Here is a 19,314-nt window from a genome sequence, read left to right on the forward strand (position 1 = left end):
TCGTCATATTTCTAATAACCGGCATTGCAGGGAACATTTCTATGAAAAATATCCATAGTAACAAACACGCCTGCAAATGAATACCAATCATTGTTATGCCAATCCGAAGGTTGCTGAAACCCATAAGGATCAGTGGGATTGATATCTCCGGAGCCAATGAAATCCAGGTCGTCAACAAAAGTTTTCCTGAAAGTCCATTCCAGTCCAACATGCAACCAGTCAACAGGTTTCCATTTCACCCCTGCACCGAACGGCAAAGATAATATAAAATGTGGGTTTTCAGAACCTCCTGAACCATTGGATTCATAACGTCGGTAAACTGTATAAGCCAGCCCCCCGCTGATAAAAGGCGTAAAACGGGTTTCCTTACGACGAAAAGGATGATCATACTCAAAAAAATTTATTTCCAACTGGGTGGAAATATCAGCCATTGATCTCTGAAAACTATAAGAAGCAGAACTTCGTCCGGATGTGGATGGGTATTGAATTCCGGACTGTGGATAATGCCCTCCAATTTCAACGGAAGTCAGGGTTCCCTTAAAAGCAATTCGTTCGTTAAACACCACTCGCACGAGTGCTCCAACAGCCGGCTTGGCATTGTAAAACTGTTTGTCCGGGTTCAGATCACCATTGTAGTAAGAGGTTCCCAAAAACAAACCTCCCTCTATCCGCTCCTGGGAAGAACCCGAAACGGTGGAAAAGAGAGTAATGATGAGCACAGTAATAATATGGCCTTTACAACGCATTGTTATATTTTGGATTTCCCATCTGAAAAATAACGGCAACTACAACCTTAAAAAAGTTGCGCTGCCTCATCCCTACTTAACGGGTGTAAGTGCGGAATATTGTCATAAGAAGTCAATTTCGACGGTCAGCCCCCCACATCAGCTTATTTCTCAAAGTGCTGTAGAAGCTCTGATCAGTACGCTCCACCATTTTTATGGGGAAACCGGCTTTTCGGATTTTCAGCTCAGTGCCTTCTTCCACCACAACACTGCGGGAATCAAGGCTGGCAAGAAATTTCCCTCCACGCCCTTCCACTTTCAACGTAAGCTCCATATTGTCAGGCACAACCAACGGCCTCACCGTCAGGTTATGCGGTGCAATTGGGGTTATTATTATCCCCTGTGAAGAGGGGTGCATTATAGGCCCCCCAACGCTAAGTGAATAGGCCGTAGATCCGGTGGGGGTACTCACGATTAGCCCATCGGCCCAGTACGAATTAAGATATTCGTTATCCAGATAAGTATGAATGGTAATCATGGAAGAACTGTCCTGCTTGTGGACCGCAAATTCGTTGAGTGCAAAATTAAAATCGTCCACAATTCCGGTAGGGCTGATCAATTCCAGCAATGATAATTCCTTAACTTTATACCTGCCAAGATCAATCTCCTCCAGAGCAACGGGCAATTCATTCCGGGAAATATCGGCCAGAAAACCCAAACGACCACTGTTAATGCCGACGATGGGAATGCCCGAGTCCCGAACAATAGTGACTGCCTGAAGAAAAGTACCATCTCCTCCGATACTAAAAAGCATATCCACCGCGGGCAAATCCTCCGAGGAAGAAAAAAAGCCTGTAACTTCAGGTTTCAGGTCAAATTTATCGGAAAGAAACTCGTAAAACGGTTTATATATATATATCCTGGTCCCTTTTTTATGCAAATAGTCAAACAGTTGTCTGCAATTCTCATAAAAAACATCACCAAAGCTTTTTCCAAATATGGCAATTTCCATACTTTTTTTGTGAACGAAGATAAAAAATAAGCAACAAACAAGCGTTAAACCCCCAGATATTTCATTAGTGACTCGTAATTCCGACGGGTGGTATCATCCACCTGAGATTCGCCGGAGTAAACAGCATTCACTTTATAACCGTAACGTTCAAAAGCGTTTATCACCCCACCGGCATCAACCCTATTGAGTTTAATGGTGATTTTAAGTTGCTCGGTAGCTTTACTTTGAGAAGCATAAAGACTCAGGACCTTGGCATCGGCATCTTCCACAATTCGTGCAATCTCGGAAAGAGCATAATCTCTCGGCCCCAGTTCTATTTCTATAATACCTCCCGGGGTTGGAGCAGCAATCAACTCGGAAAACCTGAGCAGTAAATCATTTTGTGTTATGACACCAATATAATCCTGATCAGGACTCAGAACAGGAACAACAGTCAGTTTAAGCCGGGATGCAATCTCCACAACATCATAGATGTGCTGATGTGCGAATACATATGGCTTGATCAGTGACAAGCGGTGATTGCCCAATGGCTCATCAGCAGAATTCAAATCATAGATGTCAGCATCAGAAATAAGGCCTAGAAAAACCTTATTGTTGACGATGGGTAAATGGGACACACGAAATGCCTCCATCCAGGCCAGGGCATTAACCCCTGTATCGGACGTTTTTAAGGACGGAATGATGTCTGAAATTAAATCTTTTGCCAACATAAAAATGCGCTTTCCGGAAATACTTTGTAAATTTGCTGTTGCTTTAAGATAATTATTTTATTCAAAACAGCATTCATATCAACCATAAAACTTACAATACAATCCCATTTTGTTGGGAAAATACACTCAAAATTTTAAACAAACAAAACATTTTACTGTTTTTCTATATTTCTCAGAAATAAGTATTGGAACTTTTTTATCATGACAAAACTCAGCGTAAACATAAATAAGATTGCAACCCTACGAAACTCAAGAGGCGGGAACATCCCGGATGTTGTAAAAGCGGCTGTTGATGTGCAGGAATTCGGAGCCCAGGGTGTCACCGTTCACCCACGCCCTGACGAGCGACACATTAAATACAGGGATGTACACGACATCCAGAGAGTCATAAAGACCGAATTTAACATTGAAGGGTATCCATCCCCAAGATTTCTGGAACTGGTAAAAGCAGTTCGGCCCCACCAGGTAACCCTTGTTCCCGATCCGCCCGAGGCCATTACTTCCAATTCGGGCTGGGACACCATCACTCACCTCTCTTATTTACAGGATGTCATTGGTGAATTGAAAGAGTATGGTATCAGAACCTCCATCTTTATTGACACCAACCCCGATTTCATCGTCAACGCTGCCAAAACAAATACCGACAGGATAGAACTTTACACTGAGCCTTTTGCCACAGATTACCCAAAAAATCCGGAAAAAGCCATTGCCCCTTTCGTGGAAGCAGCCAACATTGCCAACAAGGCAGGCCTGAGAATCAATGCAGGTCACGATCTGAATCTTGAAAACCTGAAGTTTTTCAATGAGAGAATTCCCTTTTTGAAAGAAGTCTCCATCGGACACGCACTTATCAGCGATGCCCTATACTATGGACTCGAGCGAACCATTAATATGTATAAAGACCTTCTGATTAAAGAAAAATAGAGATGGAACTTTTTTACAGGGAAAAAGGAACAGGCAACAAAACAATCATAATCGTCCACGGGCTTTACGGGGCCTCTGACAACTGGCTTTCTGTGGCAGGAGAACTGGAAAAAGATTTTCGCGTTATCCTCATTGATCAGCGCAACCATGGCAAATCGCCACATAGCCAGGAACATACCTATCAGGCAATGGCAGAGGATCTCCATGAATTGATGAAAAAACTGAACATCAACAAGGCTATTCTGATGGGCCATTCCATGGGAGGAAAAACAGTGATGCGTTTCTGCCTGGAATATCCGGAAATGGCAGAAAAAATGATTGTGGTTGACATTGCTCCAAAATCATACAGCTCTTATGCCAATTATGCAGAAGTTACTGCCGATCACGGAAAAATTATAGAAGCCCTGTCATCTGTAGATCCGACAAAATTTAAGAATCGCCAGGACATCGATAACATTCTGAAAGAAACTTTTCCGCAGAAAAGGCTCAGAGGTTTTTTGATGAAGAACCTTAAAAGAACAAAGGATGGGAATTATGAATGGCAACTCAACCTGAAAGCCCTGAGGGACAACCTTCAGGATGTCATGGATGGCTTTTCGGATTTGACACCACCTGCCGGAGTAAAAATGCCCGAAACCATCTTCATCAGAGGAGAAAAATCTCCTTACATACACGAAGACGACTCCCTGTCCATCAATAAATTTTTTCCAGGATCCCAGATTGTAAACATCCCCGGTGCAGGTCATTGGGTTCATGCAGAACAACATGACCTGTTCCTGAAAACTGTTAAATACTTTTTGGAAGTCTGACCAAAACGCCCGGGGCTTTAAGCACCGGGCAGCAACTATGCCCCATCGGCAATCAACAAATACAGATAGCCAGCCATCCAAAATATTAATAGTGCGAAAAAATACTATTTCACCAACGTACTGCTAAACAGAAACCACATTCTCCGGTTTAAGCAAAGGTTCACCTTTCAGCCGGAGAAACAACTGAGCCGTTGCCAGCACATCCTTTTCACAATAACGTGCAATACGCTCCACATCATCTTCCTCGTAATAAACAGAAGCCACCTGACTACCGTCAATATCATCTTTTGGAGATGGGATTCCCATGATGTGTGTAAGCAAATTCAGTGAGGTATAATGCTTAAAATCTCCAAACTTCCAGAGATCCATGGTATCAATAAACTTGACCTCCCATGGTTTTTTGCCTGCCACATCCAGAATATCCGGCAACTGCAGTCCGTTGATAAGAATCCTGCGGGCGATGTATGGAAAATCAAATTCTCTCACATTGTGTCCACAAATATTGGTTCCCGGGTGAGATGTGAAGTTAGTCAGGGCAGCCGAAAACTCCTGCAGTAACTTCTTTTCATCATGACCAAAAAAAGATTTCACTCTCAGTGTTCTCTCTCCGTTTTCGGCCTTAATGATGCCGGCCGAGATGCAAATAATCTTCCCAAATTCAGCATAAATGCCAGCCCGGACATAATCCTCTTCCGGTGTAACATCCGCACCGGATATTTTAGAAGATTTTTTCTCCCACAAGGCTTTCATCGTATCATCAAGCATACCAAAAGCAGGATGCTCAGGCACCGTTTCAATATCGATGTACATTATTTTTTCGGATGCAATGTTGTTAAGCATAACACAAGGTTTTAGCCTGATTTTTGAATAAGTAAATTTAGGACAGGTTACGTTGAATAAAATGGGTGAGAATATTTATGGCCACATGATTTTCACCTCCCTGGGGCACAATAAGATCTGCATATCGTTTACAGGGTTCAATAAATTGCAGGTGCATAGGCTTCACAGTCTTTTGATACCGGTTCAACACTTTTTCCACAGTTCGTCCGCGTTCTTCAATATCTCGCTGAATAACCCTCATCAAACGATCATCGGCCTCAGCATCCACAAACACCTTCAGATCCATCAACTTTCTCAGACCGGGATGGGTAAGCACCAAAATCCCCTCCACAATGACCACTTTAGTTGGACTTACAGAGATGGTCTCCTCTGAACGCAAACAGGAGAGATAAGAATAAACAGGTTGTTCTACAGGTTGATTGGCTTTTAGTTTTCGGATATGCTCCACCAAAAGATCAAACTCAATAGAATCGGGATGATCAAAATTGATTTTTTGCCGCTCTTCCAGAGGCAGATGTCCGTTATCACGATAGTAAGAGTCCTGTGGCAGGAGCGCCACCTCTCCGGCAGGCAATTTTTCCATTATTTTTCGAACCACAGTGGTTTTCCCTGATCCGGTGCCTCCGGCAATGCCAATTACGAGCATATGTTGTTTGATTTTTATATTTTTACGGCACTAAATTACAACAGATGGTCAAATAATTAAAAGATAATACTCATGATTAAGCACATTGTATTGTTCAAGTTCAAAGAAGATTTGCCTGCTGACGAGAAAAAAAACAAATCAGAAAGGATTAAAGCCGATTTAGAAGCACTGGTTGAAAAAGTTGAAACACTTCGTAAAATGGAGGTTGGAATCAACATCAATCCGGAGGAAGAATATAACCTGTCATTGGTTTCTGAATTCGATGATATGAAAGGGCTTAAGGCCTATGCGGTACATCCCGATCATGTGAAAGCAGGTGCTGCTATCAGAGAGATTCTGGAAAAACGGGCCTGTGTGGATTATGAGATATAAAAAAAACGCACGGCCGTAATTATCAGGTCGTGCGTTTTTTTATTTTTATCAAATCTCTTAAAAATCATCAGAATAAAACGCCTGAGGCTCTTCTCTCAGGTTGTATTTGGAAACCATAACCTCACCATAGGCGCCTGCACTTCGCAAAGCAACAAAATCGCCACGCTTCAGTTCGGGCAAATCAATGGCCTTCCCGAAGCTGTCGGATGATTCACAAATTGGCCCCACCACATCGTACCTGACAGTCTTTGAATCCCCGGAGGCAGACAGACTTTCAATTTTATGCTTGGCCTGATAGAGTGCAGGACGAATAAGATCGGTCATTCCGGCATCGATAATGGCAAAACGGGTTTTTACCCCTTCTTTCACATACAACACACGGGAAATCACATTTCCTGCCTGACCAACAACAGATCGTCCCAGTTCAAAATGCAACTCCTGCCCCGCTTTAAGCTTAAGAAAATCCTTAAAGACCTTGAAGTAAGAAGCAAAATCTGAGATTGGATTGTTTTGGGGATCGTCATAATCGATTCCGAAACCACCACCAACATTTATCACTTTGGGGAAAAGTTGTCTTGAAATAAACCACTCCTGCAATTCGTTAACTCTGATGCACAAATCCTTAAAGTTATCCAGATCCGTGATCTGTGAACCAATATGGAAATGCATCCCTTCGAACTGAACGTTCTCCAACTCTTTCATCCTGTCCAATACTGATTCCAGATCCGGCATACTGATACCAAATTTATTTTCATCCAGTCCGGTGGTAATATAATGATGAGTATCCGCCTGGACATTTGGATTTATCCTGAATGCCACCCTGGCTTTCTTGCCATTCCTGGCCGCCAGCTCATTGATAATTTCCAATTCAGGAAGCGACTCCACATTAAAACAATAAATATCGTGCTTCAGACCAAGTTCTATTTCCCAATCGGCTTTTCCCACACCTGCAAACACAATCCCGTCGGGACTGAAGCCTACATCCAGTGCTTTTTGTATTTCATAACCACTGACACAGTCAATTCCAAAACCTTTGGAGCGGATTTTTTCCAAAACCCGGTCATTGGCATTGGCTTTTATAGCATAATGAACATGAAAATCATACTTCTCAGACTCTTTCTTTACAAGAGAAAGAGTGTTCTCCAGCAGATTCATGTCATAATAATAAAACGGTGTTTTTAGTTCTTTAAATTTCTCTGTAGGAAAATTTGTCATTCTGTAACTTGTTTAAAAAAGTTTTGCACTTAATGCCTGTAAAGCATCCTTTTTATCATTTGCATCCACCAGCAAGGAGATGTTATGCTCGCTTCCTCCATAAGAGATCATCCTGATGGGAATTTCCTTAAGTGCTTCAAAAATCCGGTTGGCATACCCTTTATTTTCAGCTACCAGGTCGCCAACAACACAAACTATTACCTGGTCATAATCCACTTCCACAGTACTAAACTTCCTCAAATCATCCAGTATCTCGTCGAGATGCCTGTCATTGTCAATGGTAACAGATACTCCCACCTCGGAAGTGGTAATCATATCGATGGGCGTTTTATAGCTTTCGAAAATCTCAAAAACCTTTCTCAGGAAACCGAAAGCCAGCAACATACGTCCTGATTTAATCTTAATAGCAGTGATACCATCTTTGGCTGCAACGGCAGTTATCCGGTTTTTGTGCTGTGAAGAAGAAATCGTGGTTCCAACAGCTTCAGGATCCATAGTATTAAGTACTTTCACCGGTACATTGGCCAGTTTGGCAGGCAATACACTGGTGGGGTGCAGGATTTTCGCTCCAAAATAGGCCAGCTCGGCGGCCTCATCAAACGAAATTTCAGCAATTGAGGTGGTGTTTTCCACAAATCGGGGATCATTATTGTGCATCCCGTCAATATCAGTCCAGATCTGAATCTCCTCGACTTCTAAAGAAGCTCCGACCAGAGAGGCTGTATAATCACTCCCACCACGTTGAAGGTTGTCCACCTCACCAAATGCATTACGACAGATATACCCCTGCGTAATAAAAAGGTGAGTCCCTTCAAAATCACTCATGATGCGCTCCAGATTCTCCCGGATATAAACCGTATCCGGTTCATTATTCTTATTGGTACGCATAAAATCCAATGCCGGAAGTAACACCGAGTCATGTCCGTTCTCCTGAAGGTAAAAATTAAAAAGTGCAGTGGTCAGCAACTCCCCCTGGGCCAGTACGGATTTCTCCTCAAAGACCGTAAACACATCCTTGGTGAAAGATTTTACGTAATCGAAATGCGATTTTACCAACTCCAGACCTTTATGCTTGAACTCTTCCTTTTTGAAAAGTTCGGCCACCGTGTTCAGGTAACCACGCTCAAGTCTGTTAATAACCTCATTGGCACCGTCGTAATTTTTCTTGTATAAATAATTTGCTATTTCAACTAAACTGTTGGTTGTTCCCGACATTGCGGAGAGAACCACAATCTTACGGTCGGAACCGGTAATAAGGTCTGCCACTTCACGCATACGCTGTGCTGATCCTACTGATGTTCCGCCAAATTTTAGTACCTTCATAACTATAATATTTTCAAATTGCACATTGCCTGTAAATTTATTTCTTCCATTCATTTCCTAAATGAAAGTACTCAAACATCGCATGACAATTTAATCATTTTTACAGTCTGCAAAGTTATAAATTTTAACAAAAAAGACCTAATCCGCTAACAATTTCGCTCACACACAGTCTTTCTGAGAGGTAAAAGCACCAATCAATAAAGAAGGATTACACTCTGATACATCTCTGTAGCACCCGACTGCAATACTTAACTAGTGTGGCAATTACTAAATTCCTTCACTAATTTAATAACTGACACACGAGTGTCAAGTCAAGCATTGTCTGACGGCCCAAGCCTTGCTCTTTCTAACTTGTGCTTCTCAAAAAAAGACTCACGTAGCTACGGCTAAGCTTACTTTTTTGTTGATTTGCACAAGGTGATAAATAGCGGCAGCTTACCCGACATTCTACACTTGAATTGACACTAGCAGGAAAAAGGGGATTGATTCTCAGTCAATCCGACAATCAATCCCCTTTCTTCCTGTCTCAAAGGCTTAAAATTACTTTTTAGACTCCGATTCAACATCCGGCATATGCACTTCAAGCATCTTGCATTTGTGCTCTGCCTTGATGGTAAATTCCTTTAAATCGGCAGGAACAAGCACAGTTTCTCCCATCTTAACGGACTCTTTCTGACCATCATTATAAATAATGTCAGCACTTCCTTCCATACACATCAGAATTACAAACGAGTCAATCTCAAAAATATCTTTCCTGAGCTCGTGTCCTTTCAAGTCAATCAAACTGGTTACAAAATAAGGAGATTCCACGATCGCAGTAATCTCATTTTCTTTGGCTTTATATTGAGTCCTGTACTCATCTCCCCCGGAGAAGTCAATAGCATCCAGAGCCTGAGCAGTATGCAGTTCACGGGCATTGCCCTCTGCATCTCTGCGATCAAAATCATAAATACGATAGGTCACATCGGAAGTTTGTTGAATCTCAGCAAGCAAGATGCCCTTCCCGATTGCATGCACCCGACCGGCAGGTATAAAAAACACATCTCCCGGCTCCACCTCATGACTGGCAAGCAAATCATCCAGCTTCTTATTTTCCAAAGCTTTCAGATACTCCTCTTTTCCGGTATCCTTTTTAAAACCACTGATCAGGCTTGCTCCCTTATCGGCCTGCATGACGTACCACATTTCCGTTTTTCCGAAAGAATTGTGTCTGCTACGAGCCAGTTTGTCATCAGGATGAACCTGAATGGAAAGGACATCATTGGCATCAATAAACTTAATCAACAGAGGGAACTCATTTCCATACTTTTCAAAAACCTTATCCCCTACCAGTTCGGACATATAAATTTCCAGCAATTCACTCAGCGAATTTCCCTTTAGAAAACCGTTGCTCACCACGGACACATCTCCGGGCACACCGCTCAACTCCCAGCTTTCGCCAATGTCAGTGACTTCTCCAATAGATTTATTCAAAACCGTATTTAGCTTAGTGCCGCCCCACAGTCTTTGTTTCAGAATCGGTTCAAATTTTAACGGATAAAGTTTTCTTTCCATAATATCAAAAATGCTTTTACTGTGAAATGCAAATATACCAAATAGATTGTCGCATCAAGCAATCTGTGATATATTACCACCGGATTTTAAGAAGATTCTACAAATTGCTTTTGCAACAATAAATAATCTTTGATGCCTGCTATAGAAACAAATTACTTCCAGATGTTAGCAAGCTACAATTATTATAAGGAATATAGCGAAGCAGTAAAACAGTCTAATCTGCTTTTTCAAAATTCAATTTATTTTAACCTGAACTTTTCCTAAATTATCTATTACAATGTTCAACTACCGGCTAAATACGGGCGTCCTCAAGAAAATTAACTTGAAAATAAAATATTATTCCCTTCATCAATTTTCTTTGCGGTTCCCATATTTATTGGTATTTGAGCATCTCATAACGAAAACTTATGAATAGACCAGGTTAAGGCCGGATAAAGCTTATCACTGTTCTCCAATCATTCCCTTTTATGTTTTTACTGATTCAAAAATCAGGAACGTTTCATTCTTTTACAAAGAAAATTTATTATCAAACCAAAAAACATCATATTTTTGCAAAAAAAAAATGCGAATAACCGAAGCATCATTTCTTACAAGCAGTGCCAATCCGAAAGATTGTCCTGCCCCAAATAAGCCCGAGTATGCATTCATTGGGCGCTCCAATGTAGGAAAGTCATCGCTTCTGAATATGCTCTGTGACCGCAGAAAACTGGCCAAAATATCAGGAACTCCAGGAAAAACAAGACTTATCAATCATTTTCTTATCAACAACAGTTGGTATATGGTCGATCTGCCCGGATACGGATATGCCAAGCTCTCCAAGTCAGAACGGGAGAAATTCAAGAAGATGATTGAGGGGTACCTTACCGATCGAACAAACCTATCCAACCTGTTTGTGCTGATTGACAGCCGGCATGCACCAATTCAGGCAGACCTGGATTTCATGCAGAACATGGGAATTAAAGGGGTCCCCTTTGCGGTAGTATTTACCAAGACCGACAAACTGAAACCCGCACAACTGGAAGACAACATCACCAAATACAAAGAAAGACTTCTTGAAGACTGGGAGGAATTGCCTCCGATATTTCTGACCTCCTCTTCCACAAGGCAGGGGCAGGAAGAGCTTCTTTCTTACATTGAGAAAATTAACAAAAATCAGATTTAAACTATTACTTTATAACAATATATGTTACTTTAGTAAGAATTTACCGTTAAACAGGTATTTTTCCTTACCTTTGCAACCAGAATTCGCTACTGAATATAACTGATAAACAGGACTTTAAATGCCACCTAAAGCACCAATCAAATTATTCTCGGGAACCAACACCCGCTATCTTGCCGAAAAAATCAGTCTTTGTAATGGAAGAGAACTGGGAAACATTAATCTGACACGTTTTAGTGACGGAGAATTCACCACTGCTTATGAGGAAACCATAAGAGGGTCGCATGTTTTCCTTATCCAATCCACTTTTCCACCATCGGACAATCTTTTTGAGTTGCTGATGATGATAGATGCAGCCAAACGGGCTTCTGCTTACAAACTGGTAGCCGTGATGCCATATTTTGGCTTTGCCCGTCAGGACCGTAAAGACAAACCAAGAGTGGCCATTGGAGCCAAGCTGGTAGCCGATTTACTGACCACTGCCGGAGTGGACCGCATCATCACGATGGATTTACACGCAGATCAGATTCAGGGATTTTTTGATATCCCCGTGGATCATCTATATGCAAGCGGAATTTTCGTGCCTCATATCCGCAAATTGAACCTGGAAAACCTGGTCATTGCTTCGCCCGATGTGGGTGGCTCCAAAAGGGCCAACACTTACGCCAAGTTCCTGGATGCCCCCATGGTTATTTGCCACAAACATCGCTCCAAGGCCAACGTGGTAGATGAAATGAGAATCATCGGTGATGTGTCCGGAAAAAATGTAATCATTGTGGACGACATGGTGGATACAGCAGGTACGCTCACCAAAGCTGCTGACATGATGCTTGAACAAGGTGCAACCAGTGTGCGCGCATTCGCAACTCATGCGGTTCTTTCCGGTCCTGCTTACGAGAACATCGAGAAATCAAGCATCTGTGAGATTTATGTAACGGATTCCATTCCTTTGAGGAAAAAATCAGAGAAAATTAAGGTGCTCTCGGCCGCTCAATTATTCGCCGACACCATTGATAAAGTTTATAATTATCAATCCATAAGTACGCAATTTGTAATTTAATTATTACCTTTGCGGCCGCCAAAATGGCGTAGTGTGATGGGAGATTAAGGTTTCACATTACAATCTTAATTTTGAGTAACACATTCAAAAACAAAAAGATGAAAACAATTGAACTCAAAGCTGCCAAGCGCGAGAACCTTGGAAAAACAGCAACCAAACAACTTCGTAGTGAAGAAAAAGTACCTTTCGTACTTTACGGTGGAGAAGAAACGCTTCATGCTGCAGCGCTTCTGAAAGATTTTAACAAGCTAATTTACACTCCCGATGTTCACCTTGTGAAACTGAATATTGACGGGACTGTTCATAATGCTGTTATTCAGGACGTACAATATCATCCCGTAACTGATGATGCACTCCATGTGGACTTCCTTCAGGTATTCGAGGATAAGCCTGTTGTGATTGAGATTCCTGTTAAAACCAAAGGTCTGGCTGCAGGAGTTAAAGCAGGTGGTAAACTTACTATTGAGAAACGTAAGCTGAAAGTTAAAGGTCTGGCTAAAGATCTTCCCACACTGCTTGAAATTGATATTGCCAAACTTGGCCTTGGGAAAGGCCTTAAGGTAGGAGAACTTGACTTTGAAAATCTTGAACTGCTTAACAACAAAAACCAGGTGGTTGTTTCTGTTAAGCTTACAAGAGCTGCCCGTGCTGCAGGAACCACTGGAGAAGAGTAGTCTTTCAACCATATTTCAAAAACCTCCATATCTGTATATGGGGGTTTTTGTGTTTCAGTGCAAAGCAGTCCCTGAACTAAAAATCTTACTTTTGCACACAGAAAGTGTCAGGTAACTCAGAATCATAATATTTCTAAAACCCGGAATCACCCACAAGGCTTCAAAAAAAGATGATTGAGTCAAACCCAACACAGGGCATTTTATCTCTGTTACCGGAAGCTCCTTACCTGATACATTTGCCGATGACATCAAACAAAAGTAAAATAAGCATGGGGCTTTTTGAAAAAATAAAACAACTGCTGCAACCGGCAGAAAAAGAATCGGACAATAGCGTGAAATATTTAATTACAGGACTTGGGAATATAGGCCGGGAATATGAACATACCCGCCACAATATTGGGTTTGACGTATTAGACGAACTGGCCAAACAGGAAAATATTGAATTCAGGGACAGCCGCTATGGGAATGTAACGGAATATAAATTCAAAGGACGCACATTCGTATTGTTAAAACCATCGACATATGTCAATCTCAGCGGAAAAGCGATCAATTACTGGATGAAACAGGAGAAGATACCAGCAGAAAGATTGCTGGTCGTGTTGGATGACCTGGCCTTGCCTTTTGGTACGCTCAGACTCAAAGCCAAAGGAAGCGATGCCGGTCACAACGGACTGAAAAACATCAACCAGGTATTGGGACATAACCAATATGCCCGACTCAGATTCGGCATCGGAGATAATTATTCACGCGGCCGACAGATTGATTATGTATTGGGAACCTGGGACAGGGACGAAGAAGTTGCTCTGCCAGAAAGAATAGACAAAGCCATCGAGATCATCAAAGGTTTTGGAACCATCGGTCTTGCACAAACCATGAGCCATTACAACAATAAGTAGTGTCTTTCCATAAAGTACCACTTGCTGCGTTACGCTTGCCGCCAAAATACTCATTTACGTAAGTAAACTACGCTTTTGGCGACTTGCGCCACCGCTAAAGCTTTAGGCGGCACGCGGTCGCAAGCCTTGCAATTGGCACTTTCTGACCCTACACATGACTAAAAACAAACTTTGCTTAATTTATAGACAACCTCTAAGCAATCTGCTATGAACAAAACTGAAAGCGTACGAATAGACAAATACTTGTGGGCCGTAAGATTGTTTAAAACCAGAAGTCTGGCAGCGGAAGCCTGCAAAAAAGGAAGAGTTACCATTGACGAACAACCGGTGAAGTCGTCACGGATGATCCGACGGGAAGATAAGATATCAATCAAAGTACCCCCTGCAGTAAAAACCTATAAGGTGTTGGATTTATCAGAAAAGCGAATGGGTGCCAAACTGGTCCCTGATTTTCTTGAAGACATCACTCCAAAAGAAGAACTCGACTTGCTGGATATGGCCAGAATGACCCAAAAACTTAGCCGCCCCAAAGGAACAGGACGCCCCACAAAAAAGGACCGTCGAGATCTCGATAATTTAAAAAACGATTTGAGCTAAACCAACTATTCAATCCGGATTATGATTATATCAAGACATAAAAAAAATAGTGACATCGCAGGTTACGTCCTGTATATGTGGCAAATTGAAGATCTATTGAGAGCCTCCGGCCTAAATATGGACACCATCAGGGGAACCATTATCAAGCAGTATGAGCAGCCCGAAGAAACAAAAAAAGAGCTGGAAGAATGGTATGAAAACCTTGTGGAGATGATGCGAAATGAGAAAAAAGAACAGTCAGGACACTTGCAAGTGATTACCAACACCGTGAATGACATGAACCGGCTGCACATTGCTCTTATGCATTCAAAAAAGGAGGTGGCATATCAGCATCAATTTATGAAAGCTGTCCCACTGATTAAAGAACTGGAAGAGAAAATGCAACCCCGGCCCGAGCATGATATAGAGTTAATGCTGGCTGCCATGTATAATGCATTTGTATTGAAATTACAAGGAAAAGAAATTTCAGAGGGAACCAATGAAGCTTTGAAAGTATTTGGAAAAACCCTGTCCATGCTTTCGGCCAAATACCGGGAAGATCAAAAGGGGGAGCTCAATCCTGAATAACGGTGCAGGAAGCACGGCGACCAAACCACTTATACCGGTTGTTAGCCACCAGCCGGTAGAGTCCTTTTATCCAGCTGTTGGGGATCATCCTCAGCAGAAAATAGAGAAAACGGGAGAGTCGTCCTCCATGTTTCAGAATATATAGCACTGCAGAAGCACCCGAATAGGAAACCTGCTGATCAACAACCACCACTTCATCCGGGTTATCGACAGAATATCCATACAACTTAAGTAGTTCCTGGCCTCCATCCGACTGCATAGCTTTAAGTTGAATATTGCCTGAATACTGTCTTTTAAGCCATCTGGCAAAACCACTGCACAAGACACAAAAACCATCGAAGAGTACAATCATTAAAATTAATTATTTAAACTTGTTTATTCATGATTATCATTGTAAGATGTGCAAACATCAAGAAATACACGTAACCACAATCAAATTTGAAGTAGCAAATAGTGAACTATTTTCAAGTCAATTTTGATGAGTACACTTTTATTCCGCAGATAGTTGGATATTGTAATAGATAATTCATGAATTAATCAACCCTCCCATAAGCGAGGCTTTTTCCTTTTAGGGAAATACATATTGCCGCTTTGACAAAATGAGGCTGTGTTTTTAAAAGGCCGAAGTTCTTTAAGCAATAGTCTGGGGCAAGACCTCAGGAAAATTGGAATAAATCAATTTCCCTTCTCTTTATTGGTCGCAACGCGACCAATATTGGAGATAACTCCAGACCCAAGGCGTTGCTCTGGGCTATTGCTCTTAGGGATTCAGCCTGTTTACACCTTACCTGTTTTTGGTATAAGGTAGGTTAATACAAGTACCATAGAGAATTGGAGAAATGTGAATAAAACCTGATAAATAAAAAAAGTTGGACCAAACCTGAAAACCAGGCCATGTCCAACAACAGTTTTACAATACAGTTTCTTCATCAGTTCCCCGACATGTATCTTCATCCACCTCTCTATCGGGAGAAGAATTCTCAGCAGGTCCTGAAAAAAACGCTTCCGGATCTTTCACAAACCCGCCATTTTGGGAAACCCCATAAAGAAAATCACGGTCAAAAAGCCTTTTTCTGCAATACAACTTTTCAAATCTCACCATAAGCAAAAGGTTTTTTGAAAGTCTGTTTGTCAGCTTTCAGGTTTCACATAAAAGAACGTAGCAACAATTTAAGACATTTTTGTCTTATATGCAACAGTCAATTATTCCTGAATGTTCAAATGGAAGAAAATTGTAAAATCAGATAATGAGCATTGGGCAAAAGAAAAAAGTGGTACAACGCATAAAATTGTCACACCTGTGGTAGCAGGCCATTAGTTGTCAATCCCTGTTGAATTCGTTATTCAACAACCAAATCGACCCGCCGGTTGGCCATCTTTAAACCACGTGGGGACAAGTCACTCACTGGGGAAAGCGGATTCTCCTCTCCCAAAGGAACAATACTAATCCTGCCGGGATTCAGCCCCAATTCATATACAAAATACTCTTTCACAGCCAGGCAGCGCTCACGACTAATTTCCATGTTTTTTTCAGAATCCCCGTCGCTATCGGCATAACCATAGAGCGTTAATTTTTTATCGTCATGATTATTCAATTCCACAGCAATTCGGCCCATCAACAACTGATCTGCAGGACTAAAACGACGAATGTGTCCCGGAGGAAAGAAAATGGTTCTAACATTGTACTGATCGTAAACAACTCTTAATGTCTCGGTGATTACAACCGAATCCTTATGCACCGGACGGTTTGCCTCATAAATGTCAATATCTTCTTCCAGCTGGCGGATTTCAGCTAACAATGGATCCTCCTGAGGTCTCCCGAATACATCCATCCCTTCTGCCCGGTATGTCCACCGCATATGCCGCCGATCCTTATCTCCAAATTTATAACTGATGTTCAGTGATGTATATAAATATCTGTCATTGGTTGCCCCGGTAAGAATGTTGTCCAGACGATCAGAAGCGGAAAAACGAAGAATACTCTCCACTCCCACATCAAACCGGTTATTGATACGATACATCAGACCTGCACCAAAAGGCAAAACAATATCAGTAGCCCGTGATGTTTTCTCTTCCGGATTTTTCACATCATATCCCAACACCACATAATCAGGATTAGAACTATTGTATAACTGACTTCTCCGGACCACCTCTCCTGTCTCTACGGAGAATAAACGACTTCGAAAGAGCGTGGCTCCCACGCCAATCTTCAGGTAATAATTCCATTTATCATTGACTGGTCCCGGATGAGCAGACATTTGATTAATAATCGCAATTCCGTTGATGGAAATATCCATCAGGTCACCCCGAAAACCATAATCGCCCTGCCGTCCAAACATATCGCTTTGCAAGTATTGCATCTCAAAAGCAAAGGCAGGAACCAGATGTTTTGTAACCTGCAGGGAAGGACCAAAATCAACTTCTTCATTCGGAAACAGACTGTATCCACTTTGATCCGCATACATAAAAACCGGGCCAAAACCTGCACTAACAGACCAGGAGTTATAGCTTTGTCCGAAAGAGAATATCATATCCGGTGTCAAAACAAACAAGGAATCACGTCGATTCTGACCTTCAGAAACAAATGTGGCAAAAAATATAAATATAATAATCCCGAAAATTCTCATGAACTGGTGGTTTAACTTTAATGACCGAACAATATGGAGCTTCATTCTTCAATATTCGATTCTCTGACCAAAAAGATATCAACCCTTCGATTCACCATATGGACTCCCCGTGGTGCAAGCTTCTTGGTATCAGAAAGCAATTTACCCTCCCCGTTTGGTTCAGTGCTTATTCTGTTTTCGTCCAGGCCATAATCATTTACCAGGACATCCACCACAGCATTGCATCGTCTCTGACTAAGTCTGATATTGTAATCATCTGCCCCACGTTCATCACAGTATCCCTGAACAAGAATATCCTCTTCAGGGTGTTCTTTCATAAAGCGCGCTACAACGGCAATAACTTTGTGGGCATCCGTTTTTATATCAGCCTTATCGAAGTCAAAAAACACGGAAGCTGCAAGAGTTTTTCGATATTCAATTTGTTCCCGATAAATAAATGTAGTATCGGTAACCGAAGAATCATTGGCCGCAATTTCCTCCAACCGCTGACGCAGAGAGTCAAGTTTCTGTGCATTGGGATCCACCCTGCGATTACGTTGCCATCCCATGTTAAAATCCTTATAGGTCCACAAGGCATGACGTTTGTCTTTTTTACCTATTTTATATGTAACTGTCACTGAATTGGACATATAAGAATCATTGTCAGCACCCGTTAGATTTACATCCAGATTATCCTGACTGAGATTTCTTAACATTAATTCAAATCCTACATCAAAGCTTTTATTAATCCGGTAATCGATTCCCAAACCAATGGGAACAACCATTTCACTGCCCCTGTCGGTTTTCTCCTCCGGATTGTCCTTTTCATACCCAATGGCCAGAAAATCATCATCAGACCAGCCGTAGGGGCGCGGATATCCGGGAGTTCCACCATGGACATCTCCTACGGTAATCCATTCGCCTGTTTCAATATTTCTTTGACGGGCTCTGAAATAATTAACCCCCAAACCAATTTTACCATAGATATTCAATCGGTCACGAATGGGACCAAACAAAACCAATTGATTAATACTCACATTAAGATTTAGTGTGAGATCGTAAAAATCCCCTTCAAAAAAGCGAGAATTTTTCTCCCCATACATATCTGCCATAAGAAACTGGGCATCTACAGACCATGGCCTGCCCAACTGCTTGCCGACAAGAATAGAGGGGCCAAACTTCCAGTTCTGGGAAGGAAAAACGGTGTAATCAACCACATCCGTATAATAAACAACAGGACCAATTCCGGCTGTTACCGACCATGTATTGTATTTTCTGGAAGGATTATAAATTTGTTCTTCTTCGAGATTGTAGAAGTCGATTTGTTGTGCGTTTGCAGAAATACACACAAACGCGGATATAAAAATAATAAACAGTATTTTCCTCATTATTTGGTCAGATTTTGGTCAGATTCAAAGTACAACTACTTTATCTGTCAAAGCTAAAGGAATAAAAACCCAAGGTAAAGATTATTTTTACCAACAATATGTTAGTGTAGATTAATGAACTTTATTGCTTTTGTAAATGACCAAAATGCAGCAGAGGATCAACTTTCGGCTTTACCAAAAATCAACCCTCTGCTAATAGATTATCCAATAAAAACTCCCGGAAGATCTCAGATCTTT

21 protein-coding genes are annotated in these 19,314 nt (G+C 41.6%); 9 read left to right on the top strand and 12 right to left on the bottom strand.

Annotated features, from left to right (window positions below):
• Window positions 1–11 precede the first annotated feature (11 nt).
• The 3 genes from porG to W7W_RS0114655 form a co-directional block, all read right to left on the bottom strand.
• Entirely contained in the window at window positions 12–746 is a 735-nt protein-coding gene (gene porG, locus W7W_RS0114645) for a type IX secretion system protein PorG (RefSeq protein WP_010664463.1), read from the bottom strand.
• A 112-nt stretch (window positions 747–858) separates the two neighbouring features.
• The gene (locus W7W_RS0114650) at window positions 859–1,737 is read right to left on the bottom strand and encodes an NAD kinase (RefSeq protein WP_010664464.1); all 879 of its coding nucleotides are present in this window, start codon (window positions 1,735–1,737) and stop codon (window positions 859–861) included.
• A gap of 44 nt (window positions 1,738–1,781) precedes the next feature.
• Window positions 1,782–2,447 carry a CBS domain-containing protein gene (locus W7W_RS0114655; protein ID WP_010664465.1) on the bottom strand — a complete coding sequence of 222 codons (666 nt, stop codon included), beginning with the start codon at window positions 2,445–2,447 and terminating at the stop codon, window positions 1,782–1,784.
• A 201-nt stretch (window positions 2,448–2,648) separates the two neighbouring features.
• Between W7W_RS0114655 and W7W_RS0114660 the strand changes: the two genes are divergently transcribed.
• Together W7W_RS0114660 and W7W_RS0114665 are read left to right on the top strand one after the other, a co-directional pair.
• A complete protein-coding gene (locus W7W_RS0114660) occupies window positions 2,649–3,371 on the top strand; it encodes a pyridoxine 5'-phosphate synthase (RefSeq protein WP_010664466.1) in 723 nt (240 codons plus the stop codon).
• 2 nt (window positions 3,372–3,373) lie between these two features.
• Window positions 3,374–4,180: an alpha/beta fold hydrolase gene (locus tag W7W_RS0114665; protein WP_010664467.1), complete on the top strand. Its 807-nt coding sequence runs from the start codon at window positions 3,374–3,376 to the stop codon at window positions 4,178–4,180.
• 123 nt (window positions 4,181–4,303) lie between these two features.
• Here W7W_RS0114665 and W7W_RS0114670 read toward each other — a convergent pair whose 3' ends face one another.
• Window positions 4,304–5,020, bottom strand: a complete 717-nt coding sequence (locus W7W_RS0114670) for a 3'-5' exonuclease (RefSeq protein WP_010664468.1) — start codon at window positions 5,018–5,020, stop codon at window positions 4,304–4,306.
• Window positions 5,021–5,057: 37 nt separating this feature from the next.
• On the bottom strand, window positions 5,058–5,666 hold the full coding sequence (udk, locus tag W7W_RS0114675; protein ID WP_010664469.1) for a uridine kinase: 609 nt from the start codon (window positions 5,664–5,666) through the stop codon (window positions 5,058–5,060).
• Window positions 5,667–5,738: 72 nt separating this feature from the next.
• Between udk and W7W_RS0114680 the strand changes: the two genes are divergently transcribed.
• Window positions 5,739–6,038 carry a Dabb family protein gene (locus W7W_RS0114680; RefSeq protein WP_010664470.1) on the top strand — a complete coding sequence of 100 codons (300 nt, stop codon included), beginning with the start codon at window positions 5,739–5,741 and terminating at the stop codon, window positions 6,036–6,038.
• A 57-nt stretch (window positions 6,039–6,095) separates the two neighbouring features.
• On the opposite strand, the gene lysA is transcribed toward W7W_RS0114680, so the two are convergent.
• From lysA to W7W_RS0114695, 3 genes are all read right to left on the bottom strand, one after another.
• Window positions 6,096–7,253 (bottom strand): diaminopimelate decarboxylase, encoded by a 1,158-nt coding sequence (gene lysA, locus W7W_RS0114685; RefSeq protein ID WP_010664471.1) that lies wholly within the window; start codon window positions 7,251–7,253, stop codon window positions 6,096–6,098.
• Between the two features lie 12 nt (window positions 7,254–7,265).
• Complete coding sequence (locus W7W_RS0114690) at window positions 7,266–8,576, bottom strand: aspartate kinase (RefSeq protein WP_010664472.1); 1,311 nt, start codon at window positions 8,574–8,576, stop codon at window positions 7,266–7,268.
• Between the two features lie 540 nt (window positions 8,577–9,116).
• Window positions 9,117–10,130, bottom strand: a complete 1,014-nt coding sequence (locus W7W_RS0114695; RefSeq protein WP_010664473.1) for a type I phosphomannose isomerase catalytic subunit — start codon at window positions 10,128–10,130, stop codon at window positions 9,117–9,119.
• 562 nt (window positions 10,131–10,692) lie between these two features.
• On the opposite strand from W7W_RS0114695, the gene yihA reads away from it, so the two are divergent.
• The 6 genes from yihA to W7W_RS0114735 all read left to right on the top strand — a co-directional run bounded on the left by yihA (window position 10,693) and on the right by W7W_RS0114735 (window position 15,083).
• Entirely contained in the window at window positions 10,693–11,292 is a 600-nt protein-coding gene (yihA, locus tag W7W_RS0114705) for a ribosome biogenesis GTP-binding protein YihA/YsxC (RefSeq protein ID WP_010664474.1), read from the top strand.
• Window positions 11,293–11,410: 118 nt separating this feature from the next.
• Window positions 11,411–12,349, top strand: coding sequence for a ribose-phosphate pyrophosphokinase (locus tag W7W_RS0114710; RefSeq protein ID WP_010664475.1), 939 nt, complete (start codon window positions 11,411–11,413; stop codon window positions 12,347–12,349).
• A 98-nt stretch (window positions 12,350–12,447) separates the two neighbouring features.
• Window positions 12,448–13,023 (top strand): 50S ribosomal protein L25/general stress protein Ctc, encoded by a 576-nt coding sequence (locus W7W_RS0114715; protein ID WP_010664476.1) that lies wholly within the window; start codon window positions 12,448–12,450, stop codon window positions 13,021–13,023.
• Window positions 13,024–13,193: 170 nt separating this feature from the next.
• The gene (gene pth / locus W7W_RS0114725) at window positions 13,194–13,919 is read left to right on the top strand and encodes an aminoacyl-tRNA hydrolase (protein WP_010664477.1); all 726 of its coding nucleotides are present in this window, start codon (window positions 13,194–13,196) and stop codon (window positions 13,917–13,919) included.
• 207 nt (window positions 13,920–14,126) lie between these two features.
• Entirely contained in the window at window positions 14,127–14,516 is a 390-nt protein-coding gene (locus tag W7W_RS0114730; RefSeq protein ID WP_010664478.1) for an RNA-binding S4 domain-containing protein, read from the top strand.
• A gap of 21 nt (window positions 14,517–14,537) precedes the next feature.
• Window positions 14,538–15,083 (top strand): DUF4924 family protein, encoded by a 546-nt coding sequence (locus tag W7W_RS0114735; protein WP_010664479.1) that lies wholly within the window; start codon window positions 14,538–14,540, stop codon window positions 15,081–15,083.
• Here the strand turns inward: W7W_RS0114735 and W7W_RS0114740 are convergent.
• From W7W_RS0114740 to W7W_RS0114755, 4 genes are all read right to left on the bottom strand, one after another.
• Window positions 15,070–15,435 carry a thiol-disulfide oxidoreductase DCC family protein gene (locus tag W7W_RS0114740; protein WP_010664480.1) on the bottom strand — a complete coding sequence of 122 codons (366 nt, stop codon included), beginning with the start codon at window positions 15,433–15,435 and terminating at the stop codon, window positions 15,070–15,072. The two genes, W7W_RS0114735 and W7W_RS0114740, sit on opposite strands and share 14 nt — an antisense overlap.
• A 558-nt stretch (window positions 15,436–15,993) precedes the next feature.
• A complete protein-coding gene (locus W7W_RS22310; protein ID WP_010664481.1) occupies window positions 15,994–16,185 on the bottom strand; it encodes a hypothetical protein in 192 nt (63 codons plus the stop codon).
• Window positions 16,186–16,423: 238 nt separating this feature from the next.
• Window positions 16,424–17,710 (bottom strand): OmpA family protein, encoded by a 1,287-nt coding sequence (locus tag W7W_RS0114750; protein ID WP_010664482.1) that lies wholly within the window; start codon window positions 17,708–17,710, stop codon window positions 16,424–16,426.
• A 41-nt stretch (window positions 17,711–17,751) separates the two neighbouring features.
• Window positions 17,752–19,077, bottom strand: coding sequence for an OmpA family protein (locus tag W7W_RS0114755; protein ID WP_010664483.1), 1,326 nt, complete (start codon window positions 19,075–19,077; stop codon window positions 17,752–17,754).
• Window positions 19,078–19,314 lie beyond the last annotated feature (237 nt).

This window comes from Marinilabilia salmonicolor JCM 21150 (assembly GCF_000259075.1).
Lineage (GTDB): Bacteria > Bacteroidota > Bacteroidia > Bacteroidales > Marinilabiliaceae > Marinilabilia > Marinilabilia salmonicolor.

Excerpts from the sequence above, each read along its gene's own strand:
- W7W_RS0114655 (WP_010664465.1), bottom strand. The coding sequence starts at position 2,447 with ATGTTGGCAAAAGATTTAATTTCAGACATCATTCCGTCCTTAAAAACG.
- W7W_RS0114740 (WP_010664480.1), bottom strand. The coding sequence starts at position 15,435 with ATGATTGTACTCTTCGATGGTTTTTGTGTCTTGTGCAGTGGTTTTGCC.
- W7W_RS0114660 (WP_010664466.1), top strand. The coding sequence starts at position 2,649 with ATGACAAAACTCAGCGTAAACATAAATAAGATTGCAACCCTACGAAAC.
- W7W_RS0114650 (WP_010664464.1), bottom strand. The coding sequence starts at position 1,737 with ATGGAAATTGCCATATTTGGAAAAAGCTTTGGTGATGTTTTTTATGAG.
- W7W_RS0114690 (WP_010664472.1), bottom strand. The coding sequence starts at position 8,576 with ATGAAGGTACTAAAATTTGGCGGAACATCAGTAGGATCAGCACAGCGT.
- lysA (WP_010664471.1), bottom strand. The coding sequence starts at position 7,253 with ATGACAAATTTTCCTACAGAGAAATTTAAAGAACTAAAAACACCGTTT.
- W7W_RS0114730 (WP_010664478.1), top strand. The coding sequence starts at position 14,127 with ATGAACAAAACTGAAAGCGTACGAATAGACAAATACTTGTGGGCCGTA.
- W7W_RS0114695 (WP_010664473.1), bottom strand. The coding sequence starts at position 10,130 with ATGGAAAGAAAACTTTATCCGTTAAAATTTGAACCGATTCTGAAACAA.
- W7W_RS22310 (WP_010664481.1), bottom strand. The coding sequence starts at position 16,185 with ATGGTGAGATTTGAAAAGTTGTATTGCAGAAAAAGGCTTTTTGACCGT.
- pth (WP_010664477.1), top strand. The coding sequence starts at position 13,194 with ATGATTGAGTCAAACCCAACACAGGGCATTTTATCTCTGTTACCGGAA.
- W7W_RS0114715 (WP_010664476.1), top strand. The coding sequence starts at position 12,448 with ATGAAAACAATTGAACTCAAAGCTGCCAAGCGCGAGAACCTTGGAAAA.
- W7W_RS0114710 (WP_010664475.1), top strand. The coding sequence starts at position 11,411 with ATGCCACCTAAAGCACCAATCAAATTATTCTCGGGAACCAACACCCGC.
- W7W_RS0114680 (WP_010664470.1), top strand. The coding sequence starts at position 5,739 with ATGATTAAGCACATTGTATTGTTCAAGTTCAAAGAAGATTTGCCTGCT.
- W7W_RS0114750 (WP_010664482.1), bottom strand. The coding sequence starts at position 17,710 with ATGAGAATTTTCGGGATTATTATATTTATATTTTTTGCCACATTTGTT.
- W7W_RS0114735 (WP_010664479.1), top strand. The coding sequence starts at position 14,538 with ATGATTATATCAAGACATAAAAAAAATAGTGACATCGCAGGTTACGTC.
- porG (WP_010664463.1), bottom strand. The coding sequence starts at position 746 with ATGCGTTGTAAAGGCCATATTATTACTGTGCTCATCATTACTCTCTTT.
- W7W_RS0114755 (WP_010664483.1), bottom strand. The coding sequence starts at position 19,077 with ATGAGGAAAATACTGTTTATTATTTTTATATCCGCGTTTGTGTGTATT.
- W7W_RS0114665 (WP_010664467.1), top strand. The coding sequence starts at position 3,374 with ATGGAACTTTTTTACAGGGAAAAAGGAACAGGCAACAAAACAATCATA.
- udk (WP_010664469.1), bottom strand. The coding sequence starts at position 5,666 with ATGCTCGTAATTGGCATTGCCGGAGGCACCGGATCAGGGAAAACCACT.
- yihA (WP_010664474.1), top strand. The coding sequence starts at position 10,693 with ATGCGAATAACCGAAGCATCATTTCTTACAAGCAGTGCCAATCCGAAA.
- W7W_RS0114670 (WP_010664468.1), bottom strand. The coding sequence starts at position 5,020 with ATGCTTAACAACATTGCATCCGAAAAAATAATGTACATCGATATTGAA.